This is a genomic window from Allobosea sp. LjRoot90, assembly GCF_964254315.1.
GTDB lineage: Bacteria > Pseudomonadota > Alphaproteobacteria > Rhizobiales > Beijerinckiaceae > Allobosea.
In genome coordinates, this window is sequence record NZ_CAXUTF020000004.1 from 275500 (window position 1) to 293519 (window position 18020).

Annotated in this window: 16 protein-coding genes; 11 read left to right on the forward strand and 5 right to left on the reverse strand. The window is 66.0% G+C overall.

Translation table 11 applies throughout. The annotated features are described in order from the left end of the window. Positions 1–268: 268 nt before the first annotated feature. Both ACSQ3M_RS16750 and ACSQ3M_RS16755 read right to left on the reverse strand, forming a co-directional pair. The gene (locus tag ACSQ3M_RS16750) at positions 269–1336 is read right to left on the reverse strand and encodes a patatin-like phospholipase family protein (protein WP_436092766.1); all 1068 of its coding nucleotides are present in this window, start codon (positions 1334–1336) and stop codon (positions 269–271) included. After that, entirely contained in the window at positions 1333–2118 is a 786-nt protein-coding gene (locus tag ACSQ3M_RS16755) for a 3-hydroxybutyrate dehydrogenase (protein WP_436151203.1), read from the reverse strand. The genes ACSQ3M_RS16750 and ACSQ3M_RS16755 overlap by 4 nt, the downstream gene beginning before the upstream one ends. A 117-nt stretch (positions 2119–2235) precedes the next feature. Between ACSQ3M_RS16755 and ACSQ3M_RS16760 the strand changes: the two genes are divergently transcribed. From ACSQ3M_RS16760 to ACSQ3M_RS16770, 3 genes are all read left to right on the forward strand, one after another. Beyond that, the gene (locus ACSQ3M_RS16760; RefSeq protein WP_436151204.1) at positions 2236–2769 is read left to right on the forward strand and encodes a Fur family transcriptional regulator; all 534 of its coding nucleotides are present in this window, start codon (positions 2236–2238) and stop codon (positions 2767–2769) included. Between the two features lie 63 nt (positions 2770–2832). Then, positions 2833–4110: a flavodoxin-dependent (E)-4-hydroxy-3-methylbut-2-enyl-diphosphate synthase gene (gene ispG / locus ACSQ3M_RS16765; protein ID WP_436151205.1), complete on the forward strand. Its 1278-nt coding sequence runs from the start codon at positions 2833–2835 to the stop codon at positions 4108–4110. Positions 4111–4373: 263 nt separating this feature from the next. Beyond that, positions 4374–6344 (forward strand): potassium transporter Kup, encoded by a 1971-nt coding sequence (locus tag ACSQ3M_RS16770; RefSeq protein ID WP_436151206.1) that lies wholly within the window; start codon positions 4374–4376, stop codon positions 6342–6344. Between the two features lie 177 nt (positions 6345–6521). On the opposite strand, the gene ACSQ3M_RS16775 is transcribed toward ACSQ3M_RS16770, so the two are convergent. Continuing rightward, positions 6522–7475, reverse strand: coding sequence for a polyprenyl synthetase family protein (locus ACSQ3M_RS16775; RefSeq protein ID WP_436151207.1), 954 nt, complete (start codon positions 7473–7475; stop codon positions 6522–6524). An 86-nt stretch (positions 7476–7561) separates the two neighbouring features. On the opposite strand from ACSQ3M_RS16775, the gene mtgA reads away from it, so the two are divergent. Beyond that, on the forward strand, positions 7562–8263 hold the full coding sequence (mtgA, locus tag ACSQ3M_RS16780) for a monofunctional biosynthetic peptidoglycan transglycosylase (protein ID WP_436151208.1): 702 nt from the start codon (positions 7562–7564) through the stop codon (positions 8261–8263). A 153-nt stretch (positions 8264–8416) separates the two neighbouring features. Then, the gene (gene rpmF, locus ACSQ3M_RS16785) at positions 8417–8602 is read left to right on the forward strand and encodes a 50S ribosomal protein L32 (protein ID WP_057189713.1); all 186 of its coding nucleotides are present in this window, start codon (positions 8417–8419) and stop codon (positions 8600–8602) included. A 78-nt stretch (positions 8603–8680) separates the two neighbouring features. Here the strand turns inward: rpmF and ACSQ3M_RS16790 are convergent, their stop codons facing one another. Beyond that, complete coding sequence (locus tag ACSQ3M_RS16790) at positions 8681–8896, reverse strand: hypothetical protein (protein WP_436151209.1); 216 nt, start codon at positions 8894–8896, stop codon at positions 8681–8683. 167 nt (positions 8897–9063) lie between these two features. On the opposite strand from ACSQ3M_RS16790, the gene ACSQ3M_RS16795 reads away from it, so the two are divergent. Both ACSQ3M_RS16795 and ACSQ3M_RS16800 read left to right on the forward strand, forming a co-directional pair. Continuing rightward, positions 9064–10749: an EAL domain-containing protein gene (locus ACSQ3M_RS16795; RefSeq protein ID WP_436151210.1), complete on the forward strand. Its 1686-nt coding sequence runs from the start codon at positions 9064–9066 to the stop codon at positions 10747–10749. 140 nt (positions 10750–10889) lie between these two features. Further along, a complete protein-coding gene (locus ACSQ3M_RS16800) occupies positions 10890–11516 on the forward strand; it encodes a hypothetical protein (RefSeq protein ID WP_436151211.1) in 627 nt (208 codons plus the stop codon). Between the two features lie 48 nt (positions 11517–11564). On the opposite strand, the gene phaR is transcribed toward ACSQ3M_RS16800, so the two are convergent. Next, positions 11565–12143, reverse strand: coding sequence for a polyhydroxyalkanoate synthesis repressor PhaR (gene phaR / locus ACSQ3M_RS16805; RefSeq protein WP_436151212.1), 579 nt, complete (start codon positions 12141–12143; stop codon positions 11565–11567). Positions 12144–12394: 251 nt separating this feature from the next. On the opposite strand from phaR, the gene ACSQ3M_RS16810 reads away from it, so the two are divergent. The 4 genes from ACSQ3M_RS16810 to ACSQ3M_RS16825 all read left to right on the forward strand — a co-directional run bounded on the left by ACSQ3M_RS16810 (position 12395) and on the right by ACSQ3M_RS16825 (position 18018). Next, the gene (locus ACSQ3M_RS16810; protein WP_436151213.1) at positions 12395–13573 is read left to right on the forward strand and encodes an acetyl-CoA C-acetyltransferase; all 1179 of its coding nucleotides are present in this window, start codon (positions 12395–12397) and stop codon (positions 13571–13573) included. A gap of 13 nt (positions 13574–13586) precedes the next feature. After that, positions 13587–13802, forward strand: coding sequence for a DUF1737 domain-containing protein (locus tag ACSQ3M_RS16815; RefSeq protein ID WP_436151214.1), 216 nt, complete (start codon positions 13587–13589; stop codon positions 13800–13802). Between the two features lie 39 nt (positions 13803–13841). Further along, positions 13842–14564: an acetoacetyl-CoA reductase gene (gene phbB, locus ACSQ3M_RS16820; protein WP_436151215.1), complete on the forward strand. Its 723-nt coding sequence runs from the start codon at positions 13842–13844 to the stop codon at positions 14562–14564. 313 nt (positions 14565–14877) lie between these two features. Continuing rightward, positions 14878–18018 carry an autotransporter outer membrane beta-barrel domain-containing protein gene (locus ACSQ3M_RS16825; protein ID WP_436151216.1) on the forward strand — a complete coding sequence of 1047 codons (3141 nt, stop codon included), beginning with the start codon at positions 14878–14880 and terminating at the stop codon, positions 18016–18018. Positions 18019–18020 lie beyond the last annotated feature (2 nt).

The window sequence follows — 18020 nt, forward strand, 5'->3', positions numbered from 1 at the left end:
GCGTGACTATTCGGTCTATTGCGCCATCGACCGCTGGGCTCGCTGAGTAGACCCCTGACGATGTCCGAGATGGGCTGGCAGCAGCCTCCTCCTCATCTGCGGCTTCATGTCCTGTGAAATCGCCTCCTTACAATTCCAAGGCTTCCTGCACGCTGATGTCGCTGCGCTTCAATCAGCGGCATACACCTGCTAAACATTACTGAGCTGAGATTGCCGGCCCGCGGCCAGGCTGGCGAAGCTCGAGCCTTCGCTGTGCGGGGCTCCGCCCCTACGAGATCGCCTCTTTCAAATCCAATGTGCCCTGCACCCCAATCGCCGCGTAGTTGCGCTTGAGCCATCGCTTTGCGGCAGTGCGGCCCATGTCGCGCAGGCTGAGCAGGAAGCTCCATTCGGAGTTGAGGCGTGACGAGGAGGTCAGCTGCGCCAGCGGCAGGCCGCCATCGATCCGGTGCATCAGCACGCGCTTGTAGTCGCCGGTCGAGAGCTTGCCGTCGTCGAGCAGGCGGTTGACGAAGTCGATGGCGCGCAGTTCGCGCAGCAGCGAGGCGTTGAAGGTGACCTCGTTGAGGCGGTCCTGGATCGCCCGGGCATTGGTCGGCAGTTCGCGGCGCTCGAGCGGGTTGATCTGCACCAGCATGATATCGTCGCCGCTGGCCTCGTAGAACAGCGGGAAGAGCGGCGGATTGCCCATATAGCCGCCATCCCAATAGGCCTGCCCGTCGATCTCGACCGCCTGGAACAACATCGGCAGGCAGGCTGAGGCCATGAGATGGTCGGCGGTCAGCTCCTCGCGGGTGAAGATCTTGATCTTGCCGGTGCGGACATTGGTCGCCGAGATGAACAGGTTGACGTCGGCGCAGCCCTGGACCTTGTCGAAGTCGATCAGGTCGGCGATCACGCCGCGCAGCGGATTGATGTTGAGCGGATTGACGTCGTAGGGGCTCGCCACCTTCGACAAGAGCTCGAACCAGATCAGCCCCGGCGGGCGTCCATCCGTCCAGGCGCCGAGCATGGTGTCGAGCAGCGAGCGTTCCGAGCCGCCATATTTGCCGTCGACGCTGATCCGGCGCCAGAAATTCTCCAATGCGGTGCGGGCGCCGTCGATGCCGCCGTCGAGCCAGCCCTCGGTCAGCACCACCGCGTTCATCGCGCCGGCGCTGGCGCCGGTCATCGCCTCGATGGCGAGGCGGCCATCGGCGAGGATCGCGTCGAGCACCCCCCAGGTGAAGGCGCCGTGCGCGCCGCCGCCCTGGAGCGCGAGGTTGACCGACTTCTCGGCCTTGGGGCCCGCCAGGCCCTTGACCTGGGGAACGCGCCGGCGCTTGCGGCCGGTCATGCCGCGGTCCAGCCGCCATCCATCGGCAGCGTCGTGCCGGTGATCGACTTGGCCGCGTCGGTGCAGAGGAAGATGGCGAGCGCGGCGACCTGCTCGACGGTGACGAACTCCTTGGTCGGCTGCGCCAGCAAGAGCACGTCGCTGATGACCTGCTCCTTGGTCATGTTGCGGGCCTTCATCGTGTCGGGGATCTGCTTCTCGACGAGAGGCGTCCAGACATAGCCGGGGGCGATCGCGTTGACGGTGATGCCGTTGGTCGCGACCTCGAGCGCCACCGTCTTGGTGAAGCCGGCGATGCCGTGCTTGGCGGCGACATAGGCCGATTTGAACGGCGAGGCGACGAAGGCGTGGGCGGAGGCGGTGTTGATGATCCGGCCCCAGCCCTTCGCCTTCATCTTCGGCAAAGCGGCGCGGGTGGCGTGGAAGGCCGAGGACAGGTTGATCGCGATGATCTGGTCCCATTTCTCGATCGGGAACTCGTCGACCGGGGCGACATGCTGGATGCCGGCATTGTTGACGAGGATGTCGATCGCGCCGAACTCCTTTTCGGCGTCGGCGACCATGGCGGCGATCTCGTCCGGCTTCATCATGTTGGCGGCCGAGTAGCGCGCCTTGACCTTGAAGTCGGTCTCGATGCCGGCGCGCTCCTTCTCGATCGCGTCCGCTTCGCCGAAGCCGTTGATCACGACATTGGCACCCTCTGCGGCGAGCGCGCGGGCATAGGCGAGGCCGATGCCGGAGGTGGAGCCGGTGATGAGGGCGGTACGGTCCTTGAGGAACATGGGGCGGCTCCTGACATTTGGGCTGAGAACGCTTAACTTACCGGCGGAGGCTGGCATTGCGCCAGCGAGGGAGCGTCGGTCACCAGGACGGTGCCCGATGTGCTATTGCAACGCAACATGACGAAAATGCAGCCTGCAAGCGACCATCACGATCACGACCACGCGCATGGCCAATGCCAGCACGCCCACGATCATTCGCGCCATGCCGCCGCCGGCCTGGCGCGGGCCGAGGCGGTCTGCCGCGAGCGTGGCCTGCGGCTGACGCCGATCCGGCGCAAGGCGCTGGAAGCGCTCTATGCCGACCACAAGCCGGTCGGGGCCTATGATCTCGCCGACCGGATTTCGCCGCCGGGTGGGCGCCGGCTGGCGCCGATCTCGATCTACCGGGCGCTCGACTTCCTGGTCGAGCAGGGCTTCGTGCATCGGCTGAGCTCGCGCAACGCCTTCATCGCCTGCCCGCACGGGCATGGCGCCAACGAGGCGGTCGCCTTCCTGATCTGCGAGGCCTGCGGCGGCGTCGACGAGGATGCCTCGCCGGCCATGCGCGCGGCGATCAAAGGCATGGCCGAGGGGCGCCGCTTCCGGACCTCCTACCAGGTGGTCGAGATCGTCGGGCGCTGCGAGCACTGCCGCGACGCTGCAATGGCTTGACGCCTTTGCAGCCAGGGCGCAGTTCAGCGCGATGCGTTCCCGGCCGAGGATCCGGATCTTTCCATGAGCGAACAGCCTCTAACCTGCCTGCCCAACGGCCCTGAAGCCGCACCGGCGCCGCGCAAGCGTACCGTGCCCGTGATGGTCGGTCATGTGCAGGTCGGCGGCGGCGCGCCGATCGTCGTGCAGTCGATGACCAATACCGACACCGCCGATATCCCGGCGACGGTCGGGCAGGTCGCGGCGCTGGCGCGGGCAGGTTCGGAGCTGGTGCGCATCACGGTCGATCGCGACGAGGCGGCGGCGGCCGTGCCGCATATCCGTGAGCGGCTCGACATCCTCGGCATCGACGTGCCGCTGATCGGCGATTTCCACTATATCGGCCACAAGCTGCTGACCGACCATCCGGCCTGCGCCCAGGCGCTGGCGAAATACCGGATCAATCCCGGCAATGTCGGCTTCAAGGACAAGAAGGACAAGCAGTTCGGCCAGATCGTCGAGCTCGCGATCAGGCACGGCAAGAGCGTGCGGATCGGGGCGAACTGGGGCTCGCTCGACCAGGAACTGCTGACGTCGCTGATGGACATCAACGCCGCTGCGACAAAGCCGCTCGATGCGCGCGCGGTGATGCGCGAGGCGATGGTGCAGTCTGCGCTGTTCTCGGCCGAGCGCGCCGAGGAGATCGGGCTCGGTAAGGACAAGATCATCCTCTCGGCCAAGGTCTCGGGCGTGCAGGACCTGATCGCGGTCTACCGCATGCTGGTGCAGCGCGGCGATTACGCCATCCATCTCGGCCTGACCGAGGCCGGTATGGGCTCCAAGGGCCTCGTCGCCTCCTCGGCGGCGCTCGGTGTGCTCCTGCAGGACGGGATCGGCGACACCATCCGCTTCTCGCTGACGCCGGAGCCCGGCGGCGACCGCACGCTCGAGGTGAAGGCCTCGCAGGAATTGCTGCAGACCATGGGCTTTCGCGCCTTCGTGCCGCTGGTCGCGGCCTGCCCGGGCTGCGGGCGGACGACCTCGACGGTGTTCCAGGAGCTGGCGATGGATATCCAGAGCTGGATCTCGACCTCCATGCCGGAGTGGAAGACGCGCTATCCCGGCATCGAAGCGCTCAACGTCGCGGTGATGGGCTGCATCGTCAACGGGCCCGGCGAGTCGAAGCATGCCGATATCGGCATCTCGCTGCCGGGCACGGGCGAGGTGCCGACCGCGCCGGTCTTCGTCGACGGCAAGAAGGTCGCGACGCTGCGCGGGCCTGCCATTGCCGCCGAGTTCAAGACCATGGTCGAGACTTATGTCGAGCGGCGCTACGGCGCGCGAGCTGCCGCGGCCGAATAAGCGCTTCCAGCGATCTAATCGATTCAAGCTGATCGCCGACCGAAAGTGGTTCCCACTTTTGCGGAACATGCTCGCGCGCTTTCCGTTCGGCCGAGATCGGCCGAACGAGGAGAATTCGCGCAGATTCAAAAAGCTGAGCATGTTCTTATCCCAAAAGTGGTTCCCACTTTTGGCGAACATGCTCTAGCGTCTTTGCCTGTGAGACATGCCGTGTTAGAGGCCCCGGCCTTTTCGCTGCATCGCAGCACCCGCGGAGCGACTTGATGGGTCATGACCAGCAGAAGCCGCCGGTGTCCAAGCCGGACGGTGACCGCTTCGGACTCGACGAGCCGGCCGGCAACGGCCATTCCACGCAAAGCTATGCCGTGCTCGCGCTCGGCGCGCTCGGCGTCGTCTATGGCGATATCGGCACGAGCCCGCTCTACGCGCTGCGCGAGACCGTGCTGGCGGTGGCCGGCGCGAGCGCCCATGCCGGCGCGGCAGTGCCGGCGGCCATTTCGCGCGACGCCGTGATCGGCGTGCTTTCGCTGATCCTCTGGTCGCTCGTCATCGTCGTCACGCTCAAATATGTCCTGCTGCTGATGCGGGCCGACAATAACGGCGAAGGCGGTATCCTGACGCTGGTGGCGCTGGCGCAGCGCGCGCTCGGTCGCTCGCGGAGCGGCGTCGTGCTCTTCCTCGGCATGGCCGGTGCGGCGCTGTTCTATGGCGACGCCGTGATCACGCCGGCGATCTCGGTGCTCTCGGCGGTCGAGGGCATCAAGCTGGTGACGCCGGCGCTGAACGACTATGTCGTCAGCATCGCCTCGGTGATCCTGATCGTGCTCTTCCTGGTGCAGAGCCGCGGCACGGCGGAGGTCGCCAATTTCTTCGGACCGGTGATGCTGGTCTGGTTCGCCGTGCTAGCTGGCCTCGGCATCTATCACATCGCCGACGATCTCAGCGTCTTTTCCTCGGTCAATCCCTATTACGGCCTGCGCTTCTTCGTCGATCATCCGGCCGTGTCGCTGGCCGTGCTCGGTTCTGTCTGCCTCGCGGTGACGGGAGCGGAAGCGCTCTATGCCGATATGGGCCATTTCGGGCGCGGGCCGATCCAGAGCGCCTGGATCTACCTGGTCTTCCCGGCATTGTGGCTGAACTATCTCGGCCAGGGTGCCCTGATCCTCGCCGATCCGAGCGCGATCGACAATCCGTTCTACAAGCTCGCGCCCGAGGGCTTCATCCTGCCGCTGGTGATCCTCGCGACGGTCGCGACCATCATTGCGAGCCAGGCGGTGATCACCGGCGCCTACTCGCTGACCCGGCAGGCGATCCAACTGGGGCTGCTGCCTCGGCTCGAGATCCGCCACACCTCGGAGCACACCTCGGGCCAGATCTATATTCCGCGCATCAACTGGATGCTGCTCGTCGTGGTTCTGGTTCTGGTCTGGTCCTTCAGGAACTCGTCCAACCTGTCGCATGCCTATGGAATTGCGGTCTTCGGCACGATGGTGGTCAGTTCGCTGCTCGCCTTCATCGTCATCCGGAAGAGATGGGGCTGGAGCCTCATGGCCACGGTCGCGCTGATCCTGCCCTTCCTGATCATCGACGTCGCCTTCTTCGCCGCCAACCTGCTGAAGCTGTTCAGCGGCGGCTATATGCCGGTGCTGCTGGCGATCGTGCTGATCGTGCTGATGTGGACCTGGGTGCGCGGCACCAAGATCCTGTTCGACAAGACGCGCAAGACCGACGTGCCGCTGCTCGAGCTGGTCGGCATGCTCTCGAAGAGCCCGCCGGTTCGCGTCAAGGGGCTGGCGATTTTCCTGACCAGCGACCCGGAGACGGCGCCGGCTTCGCTGCTGCACAATCTCAAGCACAACAAGGTGCTGCACGAGCGCAATGTGATCCTGACCGTGCGCTCGGCCGATACCCCGCGCGTCGCCGAGAGCGAGCGCGTCCGCCTTTCGCGCATCACCGACGATTTCTGGCGGATCGAGATGGTCTACGGCTACATGGAGAGCCCGAACGTGCCGAAGGGCCTGGCCATCCTGCGCAAGCAGGGCTTCAAGTTCGACATCATGTCGACCTCGTTCTTCCTGTCGCGCCGCTCGATCAAGGCTTCGCCGCAATCGGGCATGCCGATCTGGCAGGACAATCTCTATATCGGCCTGACCAAGAGCGCGACCGACGCCACCAACTTCTTCCAGATCCCGACCGGCCGCGTCGTCGAGGTCGGCACGCAGGTCACGGTCTGAGGGCGAGAGTCCGTATTGGCTCTTCGTCATTCCGGGGCAGGCCGCAGGCCTGAGCCCGGAACCTACGAACATTGTCGTCGACGGAATGGGCGCCGACACCCGAGCATGGCTCGGCAAGCGTCGTGTTCGTGGGTTCCGGGCTCGCTGCTGCGCAGCGCCCCGGAATGACGGACGCTGTCAGCTCTTGCGCTGCGCGGTGAACTGCGCCGCCGCGCGTAGCATCGCCGCCTCCGGCCCGAACTCGGCGAGTGCCGTGATCGCCTCTTCGCTCAACCGGTCGCGCTCGCGCATGGCGGTGGGAAGGCCGAGCGCCGCGACGAGCGTGGCCTTGCCCTTGGCATCGTCCTTGGCGGTCGCCTTGCCCATCTGCTCGGCGCTCGCCTCGATGTCGAGAATGTCGTCGGCGACCTGGAAGGCGGCGCCGAGCGCCTTGCCGTAGCGCTCCAGCGCGATCATCCGCGTTGCATCGGCCTGGCCGAGACGAGCGCCGATCAGGACGCTGCCGGCGAGCAGGGCGCCGGTCTTCATCGCCTGCATCCGCCGGATCTCGGCCTCGCCGAGCCGGCCTGGAGCGTCGTCGCCAGAGAAGCGCCCTTCGGCGGCAAGATCGAGCATCTGGCCGCCGACCATGCCGCCGAGGCCGAGTGACCGCGCGAGCTGCAGGACGATCGCGGCGCGCGTCTCCCCGTCCGGATGCGTTCTTTGATCGGCGATGACGTCGAAGGCGAGCGTCAGCAGGCCGTCGCCGGCAAGGATGGCGGTCGCTTCGTCGAAGGCCTTGTGCACGGTCGGGCGGCCGCGGCGGGTATCGTCGTCGTCCATGGCCGGCAGGTCGTCATGGATCAGCGAGTAGCAATGGGCGAGTTCGACCGCGGCGCCAGCGCGCAACGCCTGCTCGGACGGCACGCCGAACAGCTTCGCCGTCTCGGCGACGAGGAAGGGCCGAAGGCGCTTGCCGCCGGCGAGCGCGCCATGGCGCATCGCCGCGAGCAGCCGGGCCGGGCGATAGATCTCACCGGTCTCAGGCTTGTCCTGCAGCAATGCTTCGAGCAGTGCCTCGATCGCCACCGCCGTTTCCGACAGGGCGCTGGCCAAAGCCGCGGCGGGGGCGGTTCGTTCCACGGAACTCATGATCACTTCTCGCGTTGGCTGGCGGAGTTTGGCGCGCGGGGCTTGCCGGAGGCGGTCGTAATCGTCAAGCGTGGGGAATGACGCGCATGGCTGACACTCCGGCACCGCGACGCGGAAGCCTTGCGGGACGGATCGCTCGCGCCCTGGTCCGGCTGGTGATGGCGCTGCTGGTCGTCTTCGCCGGCTTGCTGCTGCTCTATCGCTTCGCGCCGGCGCCCTCGACCCTGATGCTCGGCCGCTGGCTGACCTTCCGTACGGTGGAGCGCGACTGGGTGCCGCTGGCGCAGATCTCGCCGCATCTGATCCGCGCCGTGATCGCCTCGGAGGATCAGCGCTTCTGTTCGCATAGCGGCGTCGACTGGGGTGAGCTCAACGCGGTGCTGCAGGATGAGGACGGACCGAGCCGCGGCGCATCGACGCTGACCATGCAGACGGCCAAGAACCTCTTCCTGTGGCCGAGCCGTTCCTATCTGCGCAAGGGGCTGGAACTGCCGATGGCCATGGCAATCGATCTCGCCTGGCCGAAGCGACGCGTGATCGAGGTCTATCTCAACATCGCCGAATGGGGTGACGGCGTCTTCGGCGCGGAAGCTGCGGCCCAGCGCCATTTCGGCAAGTCGGCCTCGCGTTTGAGTCCGGCGGAGGCCGCCAGGCTCGCAGGGGCGCTGCCGAACCCGATCCTGCGCAATCCGTCCCGGCCGAGCCGCGCGCTGCAATCGGCGGCCGGACGGGTGCAGCGGCGAATGAACCAGCTCGGGCCGCTCGGCAATTGTGCGCTTCCTTCCTGAGGGAGCGTGCGGGCACCACTTTTTCCGCAGCATGGTCTAGCCAGCGCCCGCGCGAGCGTGTAAAGGCCAGCCCTCATCACGGATGTGACGTCGTCGCGACAGTGGTGCGGGTGAGAAGCCCCGCCTCGCGCGAAGGCATGATGGAGAGTACCGATGGCCGTTCCGAAGAGAAAGACCTCGCCGTCGAAGCGCGGCATGCGCCGCTCGGCCGACGCGCTGAAGCAGCCTACCTATATCGAAGACAAGAACTCGGGCGAGCTGCGCCGTCCGCATCATATCGACCTGAAGTCCGGCATGTACCGTGGCCGTCAGGTGCTGAAGGCCAAGACCGAGGCCTGATGCGACGGGGCCCGTCCGGGCCCCTGTCAGCAAGATCGAAGAGTGCCGGCCGCGAGGCCGGCCTTTTTTGTTTGGGCTTCAGGCCGAGTGAAGGAGCCTGCGGGGCAGGCCGCGGCTCGCGATCCCTTCATAATAGCGGCGGGCGCCAATGAATGGGGTTTCGCGGTCGCGACGGGCGAACGGGCCGATTCCGGCCTGGCTGGCGGCGAGCTGGACGAGGAAGGCGGCGGGGACGCGCGGGGTGCGCTCCTGCTCGTCGATGAAGGCTGCCTCGGGGCGTTCTGCCTCGATCATTGTACCGCTCCGGAACATTCGAGGGTTCGAGAGCGAATCCTTGCAATCCGGGCGCCAAGCTTAACCCTGCGTTAACGCAGGTGCGTGCATCGTTTCGGCACAGTTCTCGACTTTCCCACACCCAGAACGGGGCGGTTTCTTCCCCATCGCCCGAGGCAGCCGCACCCATGCCTGCGCCGTCCCTGTTCGGTTCCCGCGACGAGAGGATCGTCGAGCCGCGCAGCCTGCTCTCCTCGATCGGCGAAGTCGCCTATAGCTGGGACATCGGCAGCGACACGTTGAGCTGGGGTCCGAACGCGGCGGAGGTGCTGGGTCCGGTGCCGGCAGCGGTACTTGGGCGAGGCCTGGCTTTCGCCGGGCTGGTCGAACCCGGCAGCGGCCGCAGCCGCTATGACGCGATCTTCTCTTCGGGCGGACAGGATCTCGGTGACGGGGCGGTCTATCGCACGCGCTACGCTGCCGATCTCGCCGGCCGCAAAATGTGGATCGAGGACGCAGGGCGCTGGTTCGCCGGCATCGACGGACGCCCGGCAAGCGCGCGCGGCGTGCTCAGGCTGGAGCGTGCGGTGCGGCCGGAGGAACTCGCCATGGCCGGCAGCGATCTCTGCGATCGCGACGCCCTGGTCGAGCGTGTCGAGGAGGCTCTGGCGGAGCACCTTCCGGCGGAGCGATCCGTCGTTGTGCTGGTCGCGTCGATCGGCGAGCTTGCGCGGCTCAACAACGATTTCGGCCATGAGGGGACCGAGGAGATCGTCGAGGAGGTCAGGCAACGCCTGCATTCGGTGATGCGTCGGCGCGACCAGCTGATGCATTATGCCGGCAACCGTTTCGCCATCCTCCTCAGTAGCTGCCCGGCCAATCAGATCGAGGCGGCAGCGCAGCGATTCATCAAGGCAGTGGCGCGCTCGGCGGTTGAGACCTCGCGTGGGATCGCGCTGGCGCGGCTGCGTGTCGGGGCCGCGATCGCTCCCGATCTGTCCCGCCATGGCTCGGTGCTGGTCGACGCCGCCGAGAATGCGCTCTCCAGCGCCGAAGCGGGCGCCCGCGACGATGCCCTGATTGCGCGGCGCCCTGTCGTAGCCGAGGCCGACGCCGCTGCCCCGCGCCTTGACCTTGAGGCTGTCGCCGCGCTCAACGAACGCAAGGTGAGGCTGGCGCTCCAGCCGGTGGTGACGGCCAAGGGCCGGGTCCTCGCCTTCAACGAGGCGCTGCTGCGGGTCGAGCGCCCGCAAATCGGCGGCTTCCTCGCCGCGGCGGAGCTGGTGCCGTTGCTCGAAAGACGCGGGTTGGTCGGCCTGTTTGACCATCGCGTGTTCGAGCTTGCCATGTCGTTTCTGACGGGGCGGCCGGAGGCGGTGTTGTCGATCAACGTCTCGCCGCGTTCGCTCGCCGATCCGGACTGGATCGAGGGTTTCGAGGCAGGGGTCCGGGCGAGCCCGGCCACCGCGAAACGCCTGATCGTCGAGATCACCGAGACGGCGACGATCGAGGATCCGGCGCGGGTGGCGAAGCTGCTCAGCCGAATCAAGCAGTGTGGCCCTCGCATCGCGATCGACGATTTCGGAGCGGGCCACACCTCGCTCAGGCATCTGCGTGCCTTTCCGATCGACATCCTCAAGCTTGATGGCGCCTTCACGCAAAATCTGCGGCGCTCGACCGATGACCGCTTCTTCGTACGCACCCTGCTCGAACTCGCCCATCACCTCGGCGTTGAGACGGTCGCCGAATGGGTCGACGACGAATTGCAGGCGTCGATGCTGTGCGATTGGGGCGTGACCTATCTGCAGGGCCATCTGGTCGGCAAGGCGGAGCTCTGGACGCAAGACGCCGCCCCGCTGCGCGCCGCCGGCTGAGCTGGCGCCGGGCGCTCACCAAAGCGCTCCGGAGCATTCCTCGGCCAAAGGTCAGTCGATTGCCAATTTCGCAGGCTCCACTACGCTCCGAGCGCTCGGGAGCGTGTGCAATGCGAATGGCCGCCATGGTTCGATCGCTCGTGACCCTCGTCATCGGTTTCGGCGTGGCGCAGGCTGCGGCGCAAAGTCCTGTCGATTGCCAGCAGATCCTGTCCGGTACGGCGCCTTTTCAGCTCGATTTTTCGGACGGCACGATCTCCCAGATCTCGCGGCAATCAGATGGCCATACCGTCGTTCTGAACGGCCGAAAGGGCAGCAGGGAAGCTTTCAGCCGGCAGCTTCTCAGAAGCGGTTATCTCGTGCGGCTCGAGACCAAGGATTCCACAATAACGCTGAATCACGATGTCGATTTTCTGCAGAATCCTTATGCAGAAAAGCGAAGCTTTGTTGGGAGGGCGACGCGAACCGAAACAAAGGACGGCGTAACCAGACCGATTCCTGCCTTGAACGCAGATTATCAATTTGTCGGGAGCGATCAGAAGATCGTCGGCGCGTGCCTGGTGAAAACGGTCGTCTTTGCGGCGACGATGCCCGGACGATGCGGCGACAAGCCCATGCCACCGGTGATCCATCACCTTTCGGTCGAACTCCGAACGGCGATCTCGTCGTCCGGGCACTATTGTCGCAACGGCGAATACGTCTCTTTCGACCGCGAGGCCGAGGCCGTGCAGACCTCGATCACGCCTCTTGCGCTTCAGGGGCGTTGAGCTGAGCTCAGACGGCGCTTGCGACCGAGAGCGAGGTCATGGCCCGCTTCACTTGTCCTTGGCGAGCTTGTCCAGCCGCTCGCGCATCTCGTTGAGCTCGCGCTTGAGATTGCCGAGCTCACCGTTCTCACCCTGCGCTGCCGGAGCTTCGCTGCGCGTTTTCGCAGCGGCTGCCGCCGTGAACGGATTGAACAGCCGGAAGGCCTCGGTGAACATCGCCATGTTGGCGCGCGTCTGGGCCTGGAGCGCGTCGATCGCGCCCGTGCCGAAGGCCTTGCTCATCTGCTCGCGGATCTTGTTCTGATCCTGGGTCAGATTGTCCATCGAGAATTCGAGATAGCGCGGCACCAGCGCCTGCATGCTGTCGCCGTAGAAACGGATCAGCTGGCGCAGAAAGGCGATCGGCAGCAGGTTCTGCCCATCCTTGCTCTCTTCGTCGAAGATGATCTGGGCGAGCACCGAGCGGGTGATGTCGTCGCCGCTCTTGGCGTCATAGACGACGAAATCCTCGCCGTTGCGCACCAGGCCGGCCAGATCCTCCAATGTGACGTAGGAGCTCGTACCCGTGTGGTACAGCCGGCGATTGGCGTATTTCTTGATGACAGTCGGTTCTTTGTCGCTGGCCATCGACACCCACGCGGCTTGTTGCGGCCATAACCCGGGGATCGGGAAAGGCCGGAAATCGGTCCCGGATGTGACGATAGCTCTTCGGCCGCCTGCTGCAAGTTTTTTGAGCGCAAGGCGGGACTGTGCCGAGTTTGCCTCGAAGATGGGCTTAGCCGTCTCGCCGTCTTGACGGCGTCGCCCGCCGCTTCGAAGGTGAGGGGGAGAAGCCGTACGGCCGGATGGCCGGCGGAAGAGAACCGGAGGATGGCCCCATGGCTGAGAATGACATCGTGATCGTCGGTGCGGCGCGCACCGCCGTGGGCGCCTTCAGCGGCGCCTTCGCCAACACGCCGGCTCACGATCTCGGCTCGGCGGTGATCAAGGAGGTGCTGAGGCGTGCCAAGGTCGAGGCCGGCGAGGTCGACGAGGTCATCCTCGGGCAGGTGCTGACGGCCGCACAGGGCCAGAATCCGGCCCGCAAGGCGGCGTTCGACGCCGGCGTGCCGCAGGGCGCGACCGCCTGGGGTCTCAATCAGGTCTGCGGCTCGGGCCTGCGCGCGGTGGCCATCGGCATGCAGCAGATCGCCAATGGCGACGCCAACATCATCGTCGCCGGCGGCCAGGAATCGATGTCGCTCTCGGCCCACGCCGCTCATATGCGTTCCGGCACCAAGATGGGCGATGTGAAGTTCATCGACACCATGATCAAGGACGGTCTCTGGGACATCTTCCACGGCTATCACATGGGCACCACGGCCGAGAACGTGGCGACCAAATGGCAGATCAGCCGCGAGGAGCAGGACAAGTTCGCCGTCGGCTCGCAGAACAAGGCCGAGGCGGCCAGGAAGGCCGGCCGCTTCAAGGACGAGATCGCGCCCGTGACGGTCTCGACCCGCAAGGGCGACATCGTCGTCGACGCCGACGAGTATATCCGCGAGGGCGCGACGCTCGAGGCGATGGCCAAGCTCAGGCCCGCCTTCTCGAAGGACGGCACTGTGACCGCCGGCAATGCCTCCGGCATCAATGACGGCGCCGCCGCGCTCGTGCTGATGACGGCCAAGGAAGCGAGCAAGCGCGGGCTTACCCCGCTCGCCCGCATCGCCTCCTGGGCGACGGCCGGCGTCGATCCGGCGATCATGGGCTCGGGCCCGATCCCGGCGACCCGCAAGGCGCTGGAGAAGGCCGGCTGGAAGGTCGGCGATCTCGATCTCGTCGAGGCCAACGAGGCCTTCGCGGCGCAGGCGCTGGCGGTGAACAAGGATCTCGGCTGGGATCCCGCCATCGTCAACGTTAATGGCGGCGCGATCGCGATCGGCCATCCGATCGGCGCCTCTGGCGCGCGCGTTCTGGTGACGCTGCTGCACGAAATGGCCAAGCGCGACGCCAAGAAAGGCCTCGCGACGCTCTGCATCGGCGGCGGCATGGGCATCGCCCTGGCAGTGGAGCGCTGAGCAGCACCTCGCCATGCCAAAGCAGACCACGCTCTACCGCTATCTCACCGGCCCCGATGACGCCTCGTTCTGTCATCGGGTCTCGGAGGCCCTGAGCCGGGGCTGGGTGCTCTTCGGGCACCCGACCCTGACCTATGACGAGAAGGCGGGACGCGTGATCTGCGGCCAGGCGATCATCAAGGACGTCGACCGGACTTACGAGCCCGGTCTCGATCTCAGCAAAGAATAACGCGGCCTCGTAGCCGCGTCTAAGAGGGAGAAGACGACGATGGCTAAGGTTGCACTGGTTACGGGGGGCACGCGCGGTATCGGCGCGGCGATCTGCAAGGCTCTGCATGAAGCGGGCTACAAGGTCGCCGCGAGCTATGCCGGCAACGACGAGGCGGCAGCCAAGTTCAAGGCCGAAACCGGGATTCCGGTCTATAAATGGGATGTCGGCGACTACGATGCCTGCGCCGCCGGCATCGCCAAGGTCGAGGCCGAGGTCGGGCCGGTCGATATTCTCGTCAACAATGCTGGCATCACCAAGGACGGCTTCTTCCACAAGATGACCAAGGACCAGTGGTCGGCCGTCATCCGCACCAATCTCGATTCGCTGTTCAACATGACGCGACCGGTGATCGAAGGCATGCGCGGGCGCGGCTTTGGCCGGATCATCGTGATCTCCTCGATCAACGGCCAGAAGGGCCAGATGGGCCAGGTCAACTATTCGGCGGCCAAGGCCGGCGATATCGGCTTCGTCAAAGCGCTGGCCCAGGAGAACGCCAACAAGGGCATCACGGTGAACGCGATCACGCCGGGCTATATCGGCACCGACATGGTCGCCGCCATGCCCGAGGAGGCGCTGAAGCGCGTCGTCGCTGGCATCCCGGTCGGGCGTCTCGGCAAGCCGGAAGAGATCGCCCAGACAGTGGTCTTCCTCGCCTCCGACAACGGCGCTTTCGCCACGGGCGCGACCTTTGCGGTCAATGGCGGCCAGTACATGGCCTGAGCCGCGTCGCCTGCCGTTCATATCCGCCCGCTGCGTCCGAGAGCGCGCAGCGGGTTTTTTTACGAGATGTTGTCGGTTGCGAAATGCCGATTGCCTGGCTCCCTTCAAATCACAGCCTTTTCAGCCGCTTCCAGCAATGATGGCCTGACCGGCCCGTGGTGCCCGTTAGGGTTGCTTTAATTATCGCGGACAATTTTCGCTGGACCTGTGGTTAGAATCACTTCGACAATCGGCGGCACAGTCGACGAATCGTCCTTCGCTCGTCCGCAAGCGTTGTCCGGCGAGTCGCCAGCGACATTGCGAGGAGGGAAGTGTGCAAAGACTCGCCCGGACACGCCATCTTGCTTTGCTGTCGACTTCGTCGCTGATCGCCTGTGCGCTCTACGCCGACACTGCCCGTGCGGGCTGCGGAGCGACCACTGCCGGGAATGACATCGTCGTCTGCGATGCGGGCACGGCGCCTGATCCGACTGCCGCGCCAGTCGACCTCCAGGCCGGCAACGACACGCTGACGGTCAACAGCGGCACCTATAGCGGCGGCATCACCGGCGGCGCCGGAACCAAGACCGTGACCTTTGTCGGTGGAAGCATCGCGAACTACACGAACACCGTCGGCACCAGCCTGATCACGTTGCCCGGCGGCAGCACTGTCACCGTGACGGGCGGCGTCACGACCGGGGCGGGCGCCGATCGCTTCGAGATCAATGCCGGAACGGTCAATGGCGCCGTCAGCCAGGGCTCCGGCATCGACATTTTCATCATGACCGGCGGGACGATCGGCTCGCTGGCGCAGGGCGACCAGCGCGACACTTTCCTGATGACCGGCGGCACCATCGTCGGCGCCTTCGAGGATGGCGACGTCGCGACGATGACCGGCGGCACGATCGGCCGCGTCGACATGAAGCTCGACAACAACATCTTCAACATGTCGGGCGGCCGGATCATCGGCAATCTGGTGACGGGCTTCGGCAATGACACGATCACGGTCTCCGGCGGCTCGATCGGCGGTAATATCAGCGTCAGCGGCGGCACCGACAGCGTCACCGTGACGGGCGGGGCGATTGGCGGCGAGATCCGCATGAGCACCGGCACCGACACCTTCCTCTGGCAGGGCGGCGGCACGATCGGTGGCCTGATCGACATGGGCGATGGCGACGACACTGCGACGCTGCGCAATCTCGGCGACGCCCAGGTCTCGGCCACACAGACGATCACCGGCGGGAATGGCACCGACCTCTTGGTGCTCGCCGGCACCGGCCCCACGGTGATGAACGCCAGCCTGGTCACCGGTTTCGAGCGGCTGGACAAGATCGAGGCGGGCATTTGGACCCTGAGCGGCTCGCTGACCGATTTCCAGCTCGTCAACGTGCAACAGGGCACGCTGCGCCTGACCGGAGACAATTCCGCTTTCGCCGGGCTGACGATCGTCGATGCGACGGGCATTCTTGAGGGACCAGCCCGAGGCATCACGCCGACCGTCACCAATAACGGCCTGGTCCGCTTCACCCAGCCGGATATCGGCACCTATGCCGGTACGATCAGCGGCGTGGGCGCTGTCGAGAAGACCGGTGCGGGCACGACGGTCCTGACAGGTACCAACACCTATACCGGTGGCACGACCATCACCCAGGGGACATTGCAGCTCGGCGCCGGCGGTACGACCGGCAGCATCGTCGGCAATGTCGCCAACAACGGCACGCTCGCCTTCAACCGTTCCGATCTGGTCACCTTCGCCGGCATCATCTCAGGGACCGGCGCGGTCACGCAGGATGGTTCCGGCACGACGGTGCTGACCAGCGTCAACACCTATACCGGCGCGACGAGCGTTACGGCCGGTACGCTCGCGATCGGCGATGCGGCCAATCGCGGTGCGGCGCTGGCAGGGGGCGGGCCTGTCTCGGTCGCCGCAGGCGCGACATTCGGCGGCTATGGCCGTGTCGCCGGTTCGGTGACGAACAGCGGCAGGATTGCGGTGGCCGATGCGGTGGTCGCCTTTGCCGGTGGCGGCACGGGCAACTTCAGCATCGCGGGGACGCTGACCAATGCCGGTCTCGCGCAGGTCGGTGGCGCCGGCATCGGCAACACCCTGACCGTGTCCAATTATGTCGGGCGGGGCGGCACCGTCGGGCTCAACACCTATCTCGGCAGCGACGGTTCGCCGTCTGACCTGCTGGTGATCAATGGCGGCACGGCGAGCGGAAACTCGCGGCTCGCGATCACCAATGTCGGCGGACCGGGCGGCGCCACGGCCGGGGACGGCATCCTGGTGATCAATGCCATCAACGGGGCGACGACGAGTGCGAGCGCCTTCTCGCTGGCCGGCCCGGTCGCGGCCGGCGCTTATGAGTATATCCTGTACCATGGCAGCACGACCGGTGGATCGAGCCAGAACTGGTATCTGCGCAACACCCTCGTTCCGGAGACGGGAGGTTCGGACACGCAAACCGCGCCGGGCTCGCCGGTCCTGCCTGATGTGCCCGCCGGCTCGGCTCCCATCCCGTTGTATCGGCCTGAAGTCGCCGCCTACGCCGCCGTTCCGGCGATGGCGCGACGCCTTGGTGTGGCGACACTCGGCACCTTCCATCAGCGCCGTGGTGAGCAAGGCCTGCTGGATGCGCAAGGTAACTTCGCTGCCGGCTGGGGGCGGGTCTTCGGCGAGCGGACGGAGCAGCGCTGGTCCGGAACCGTTGATCCGGAATTCGACGGCCGCATCTGGGGGCTCCAGACCGGCCTCGACCTCTATGGCATCGACCGCCCGAGCGGCCACCGCGACCGGTTCGGCCTGTTCTTCGGCTATGGCCGCGCCGAAGGCGACATCCGCGGCTTCGCCATCGGCCAGCGGCGCAGTCCGACCGGCAAGCTCACGCTCGATTCAAAGAGCCTGGGGGCGTACTGGACACACCTTGGTCCATCCGGATGGTATGTCGATGCCGTGCTGATGCACAGCTGGCTCGATGGCGACGCACGCTCCAATCGCGGTGTGCGCGGTGACATCGGCGGCAGCTCGGTGACCGCCTCGCTGGAAGGCGGCTATCCGATTGCGCTGGGCGCCGGCTTCACGCTCGAACCACAGGCGCAACTGATCTGGCAACATCTGTCGCTGGATCGGACCCGAGACAGATTCTCGGCCGTGAGCTTCGACAACGGCGACAGCCTCACAGGCCGGATCGGCGCCCGCCTGCAGACCAGCCTCCTGCTTGGCGGCGCCGAGATCCAGCCTTATCTGACGGCGAATCTCTGGCACAATTTCAGCCGCACGGACAAAGTCCTGTTCGATGCGACCGATGTGATCCCGACGCGGTTCAAGGGAACCTCGCTCGAGGTCGGCGGCGGCGTGGTCGCCAAGATCACCGCCAATGTCAGCCTCTACGCGACGGGCGGCTATGTGACGGCACTCGGCGACGACAAGGGTCATAGCGTGCGCGGCAATCTCGGACTGCGCGTCACCTGGTGAGC

What these genes read in the sequence shown, in the direction of transcription:
- ACSQ3M_RS16750 (WP_436092766.1), bottom strand. Translation starts at nt 1,336, where the DNA reads ATGACCGGCCGCAAGCGCCGGCGCGTTCCCCAGGTCAAGGGCCTGGCG.
- ACSQ3M_RS16755 (WP_436151203.1), bottom strand. Translation starts at nt 2,118, where the DNA reads ATGTTCCTCAAGGACCGTACCGCCCTCATCACCGGCTCCACCTCCGGC.
- ACSQ3M_RS16760 (WP_436151204.1), top strand. Translation starts at nt 2,236, where the DNA reads ATGACGAAAATGCAGCCTGCAAGCGACCATCACGATCACGACCACGCG.
- ispG (WP_436151205.1), top strand. Translation starts at nt 2,833, where the DNA reads ATGAGCGAACAGCCTCTAACCTGCCTGCCCAACGGCCCTGAAGCCGCA.
- ACSQ3M_RS16770 (WP_436151206.1), top strand. Translation starts at nt 4,374, where the DNA reads ATGGGTCATGACCAGCAGAAGCCGCCGGTGTCCAAGCCGGACGGTGAC.
- ACSQ3M_RS16775 (WP_436151207.1), bottom strand. Translation starts at nt 7,475, where the DNA reads ATGAGTTCCGTGGAACGAACCGCCCCCGCCGCGGCTTTGGCCAGCGCC.
- mtgA (WP_436151208.1), top strand. Translation starts at nt 7,562, where the DNA reads ATGGCTGACACTCCGGCACCGCGACGCGGAAGCCTTGCGGGACGGATC.
- rpmF (WP_057189713.1), top strand. Translation starts at nt 8,417, where the DNA reads ATGGCCGTTCCGAAGAGAAAGACCTCGCCGTCGAAGCGCGGCATGCGC.
- ACSQ3M_RS16790 (WP_436151209.1), bottom strand. Translation starts at nt 8,896, where the DNA reads ATGATCGAGGCAGAACGCCCCGAGGCAGCCTTCATCGACGAGCAGGAG.
- ACSQ3M_RS16795 (WP_436151210.1), top strand. Translation starts at nt 9,064, where the DNA reads ATGCCTGCGCCGTCCCTGTTCGGTTCCCGCGACGAGAGGATCGTCGAG.
- phaR (WP_436151212.1), bottom strand. Translation starts at nt 12,143, where the DNA reads ATGGCCAGCGACAAAGAACCGACTGTCATCAAGAAATACGCCAATCGC.
- ACSQ3M_RS16810 (WP_436151213.1), top strand. Translation starts at nt 12,395, where the DNA reads ATGGCTGAGAATGACATCGTGATCGTCGGTGCGGCGCGCACCGCCGTG.
- ACSQ3M_RS16815 (WP_436151214.1), top strand. Translation starts at nt 13,587, where the DNA reads ATGCCAAAGCAGACCACGCTCTACCGCTATCTCACCGGCCCCGATGAC.
- phbB (WP_436151215.1), top strand. Translation starts at nt 13,842, where the DNA reads ATGGCTAAGGTTGCACTGGTTACGGGGGGCACGCGCGGTATCGGCGCG.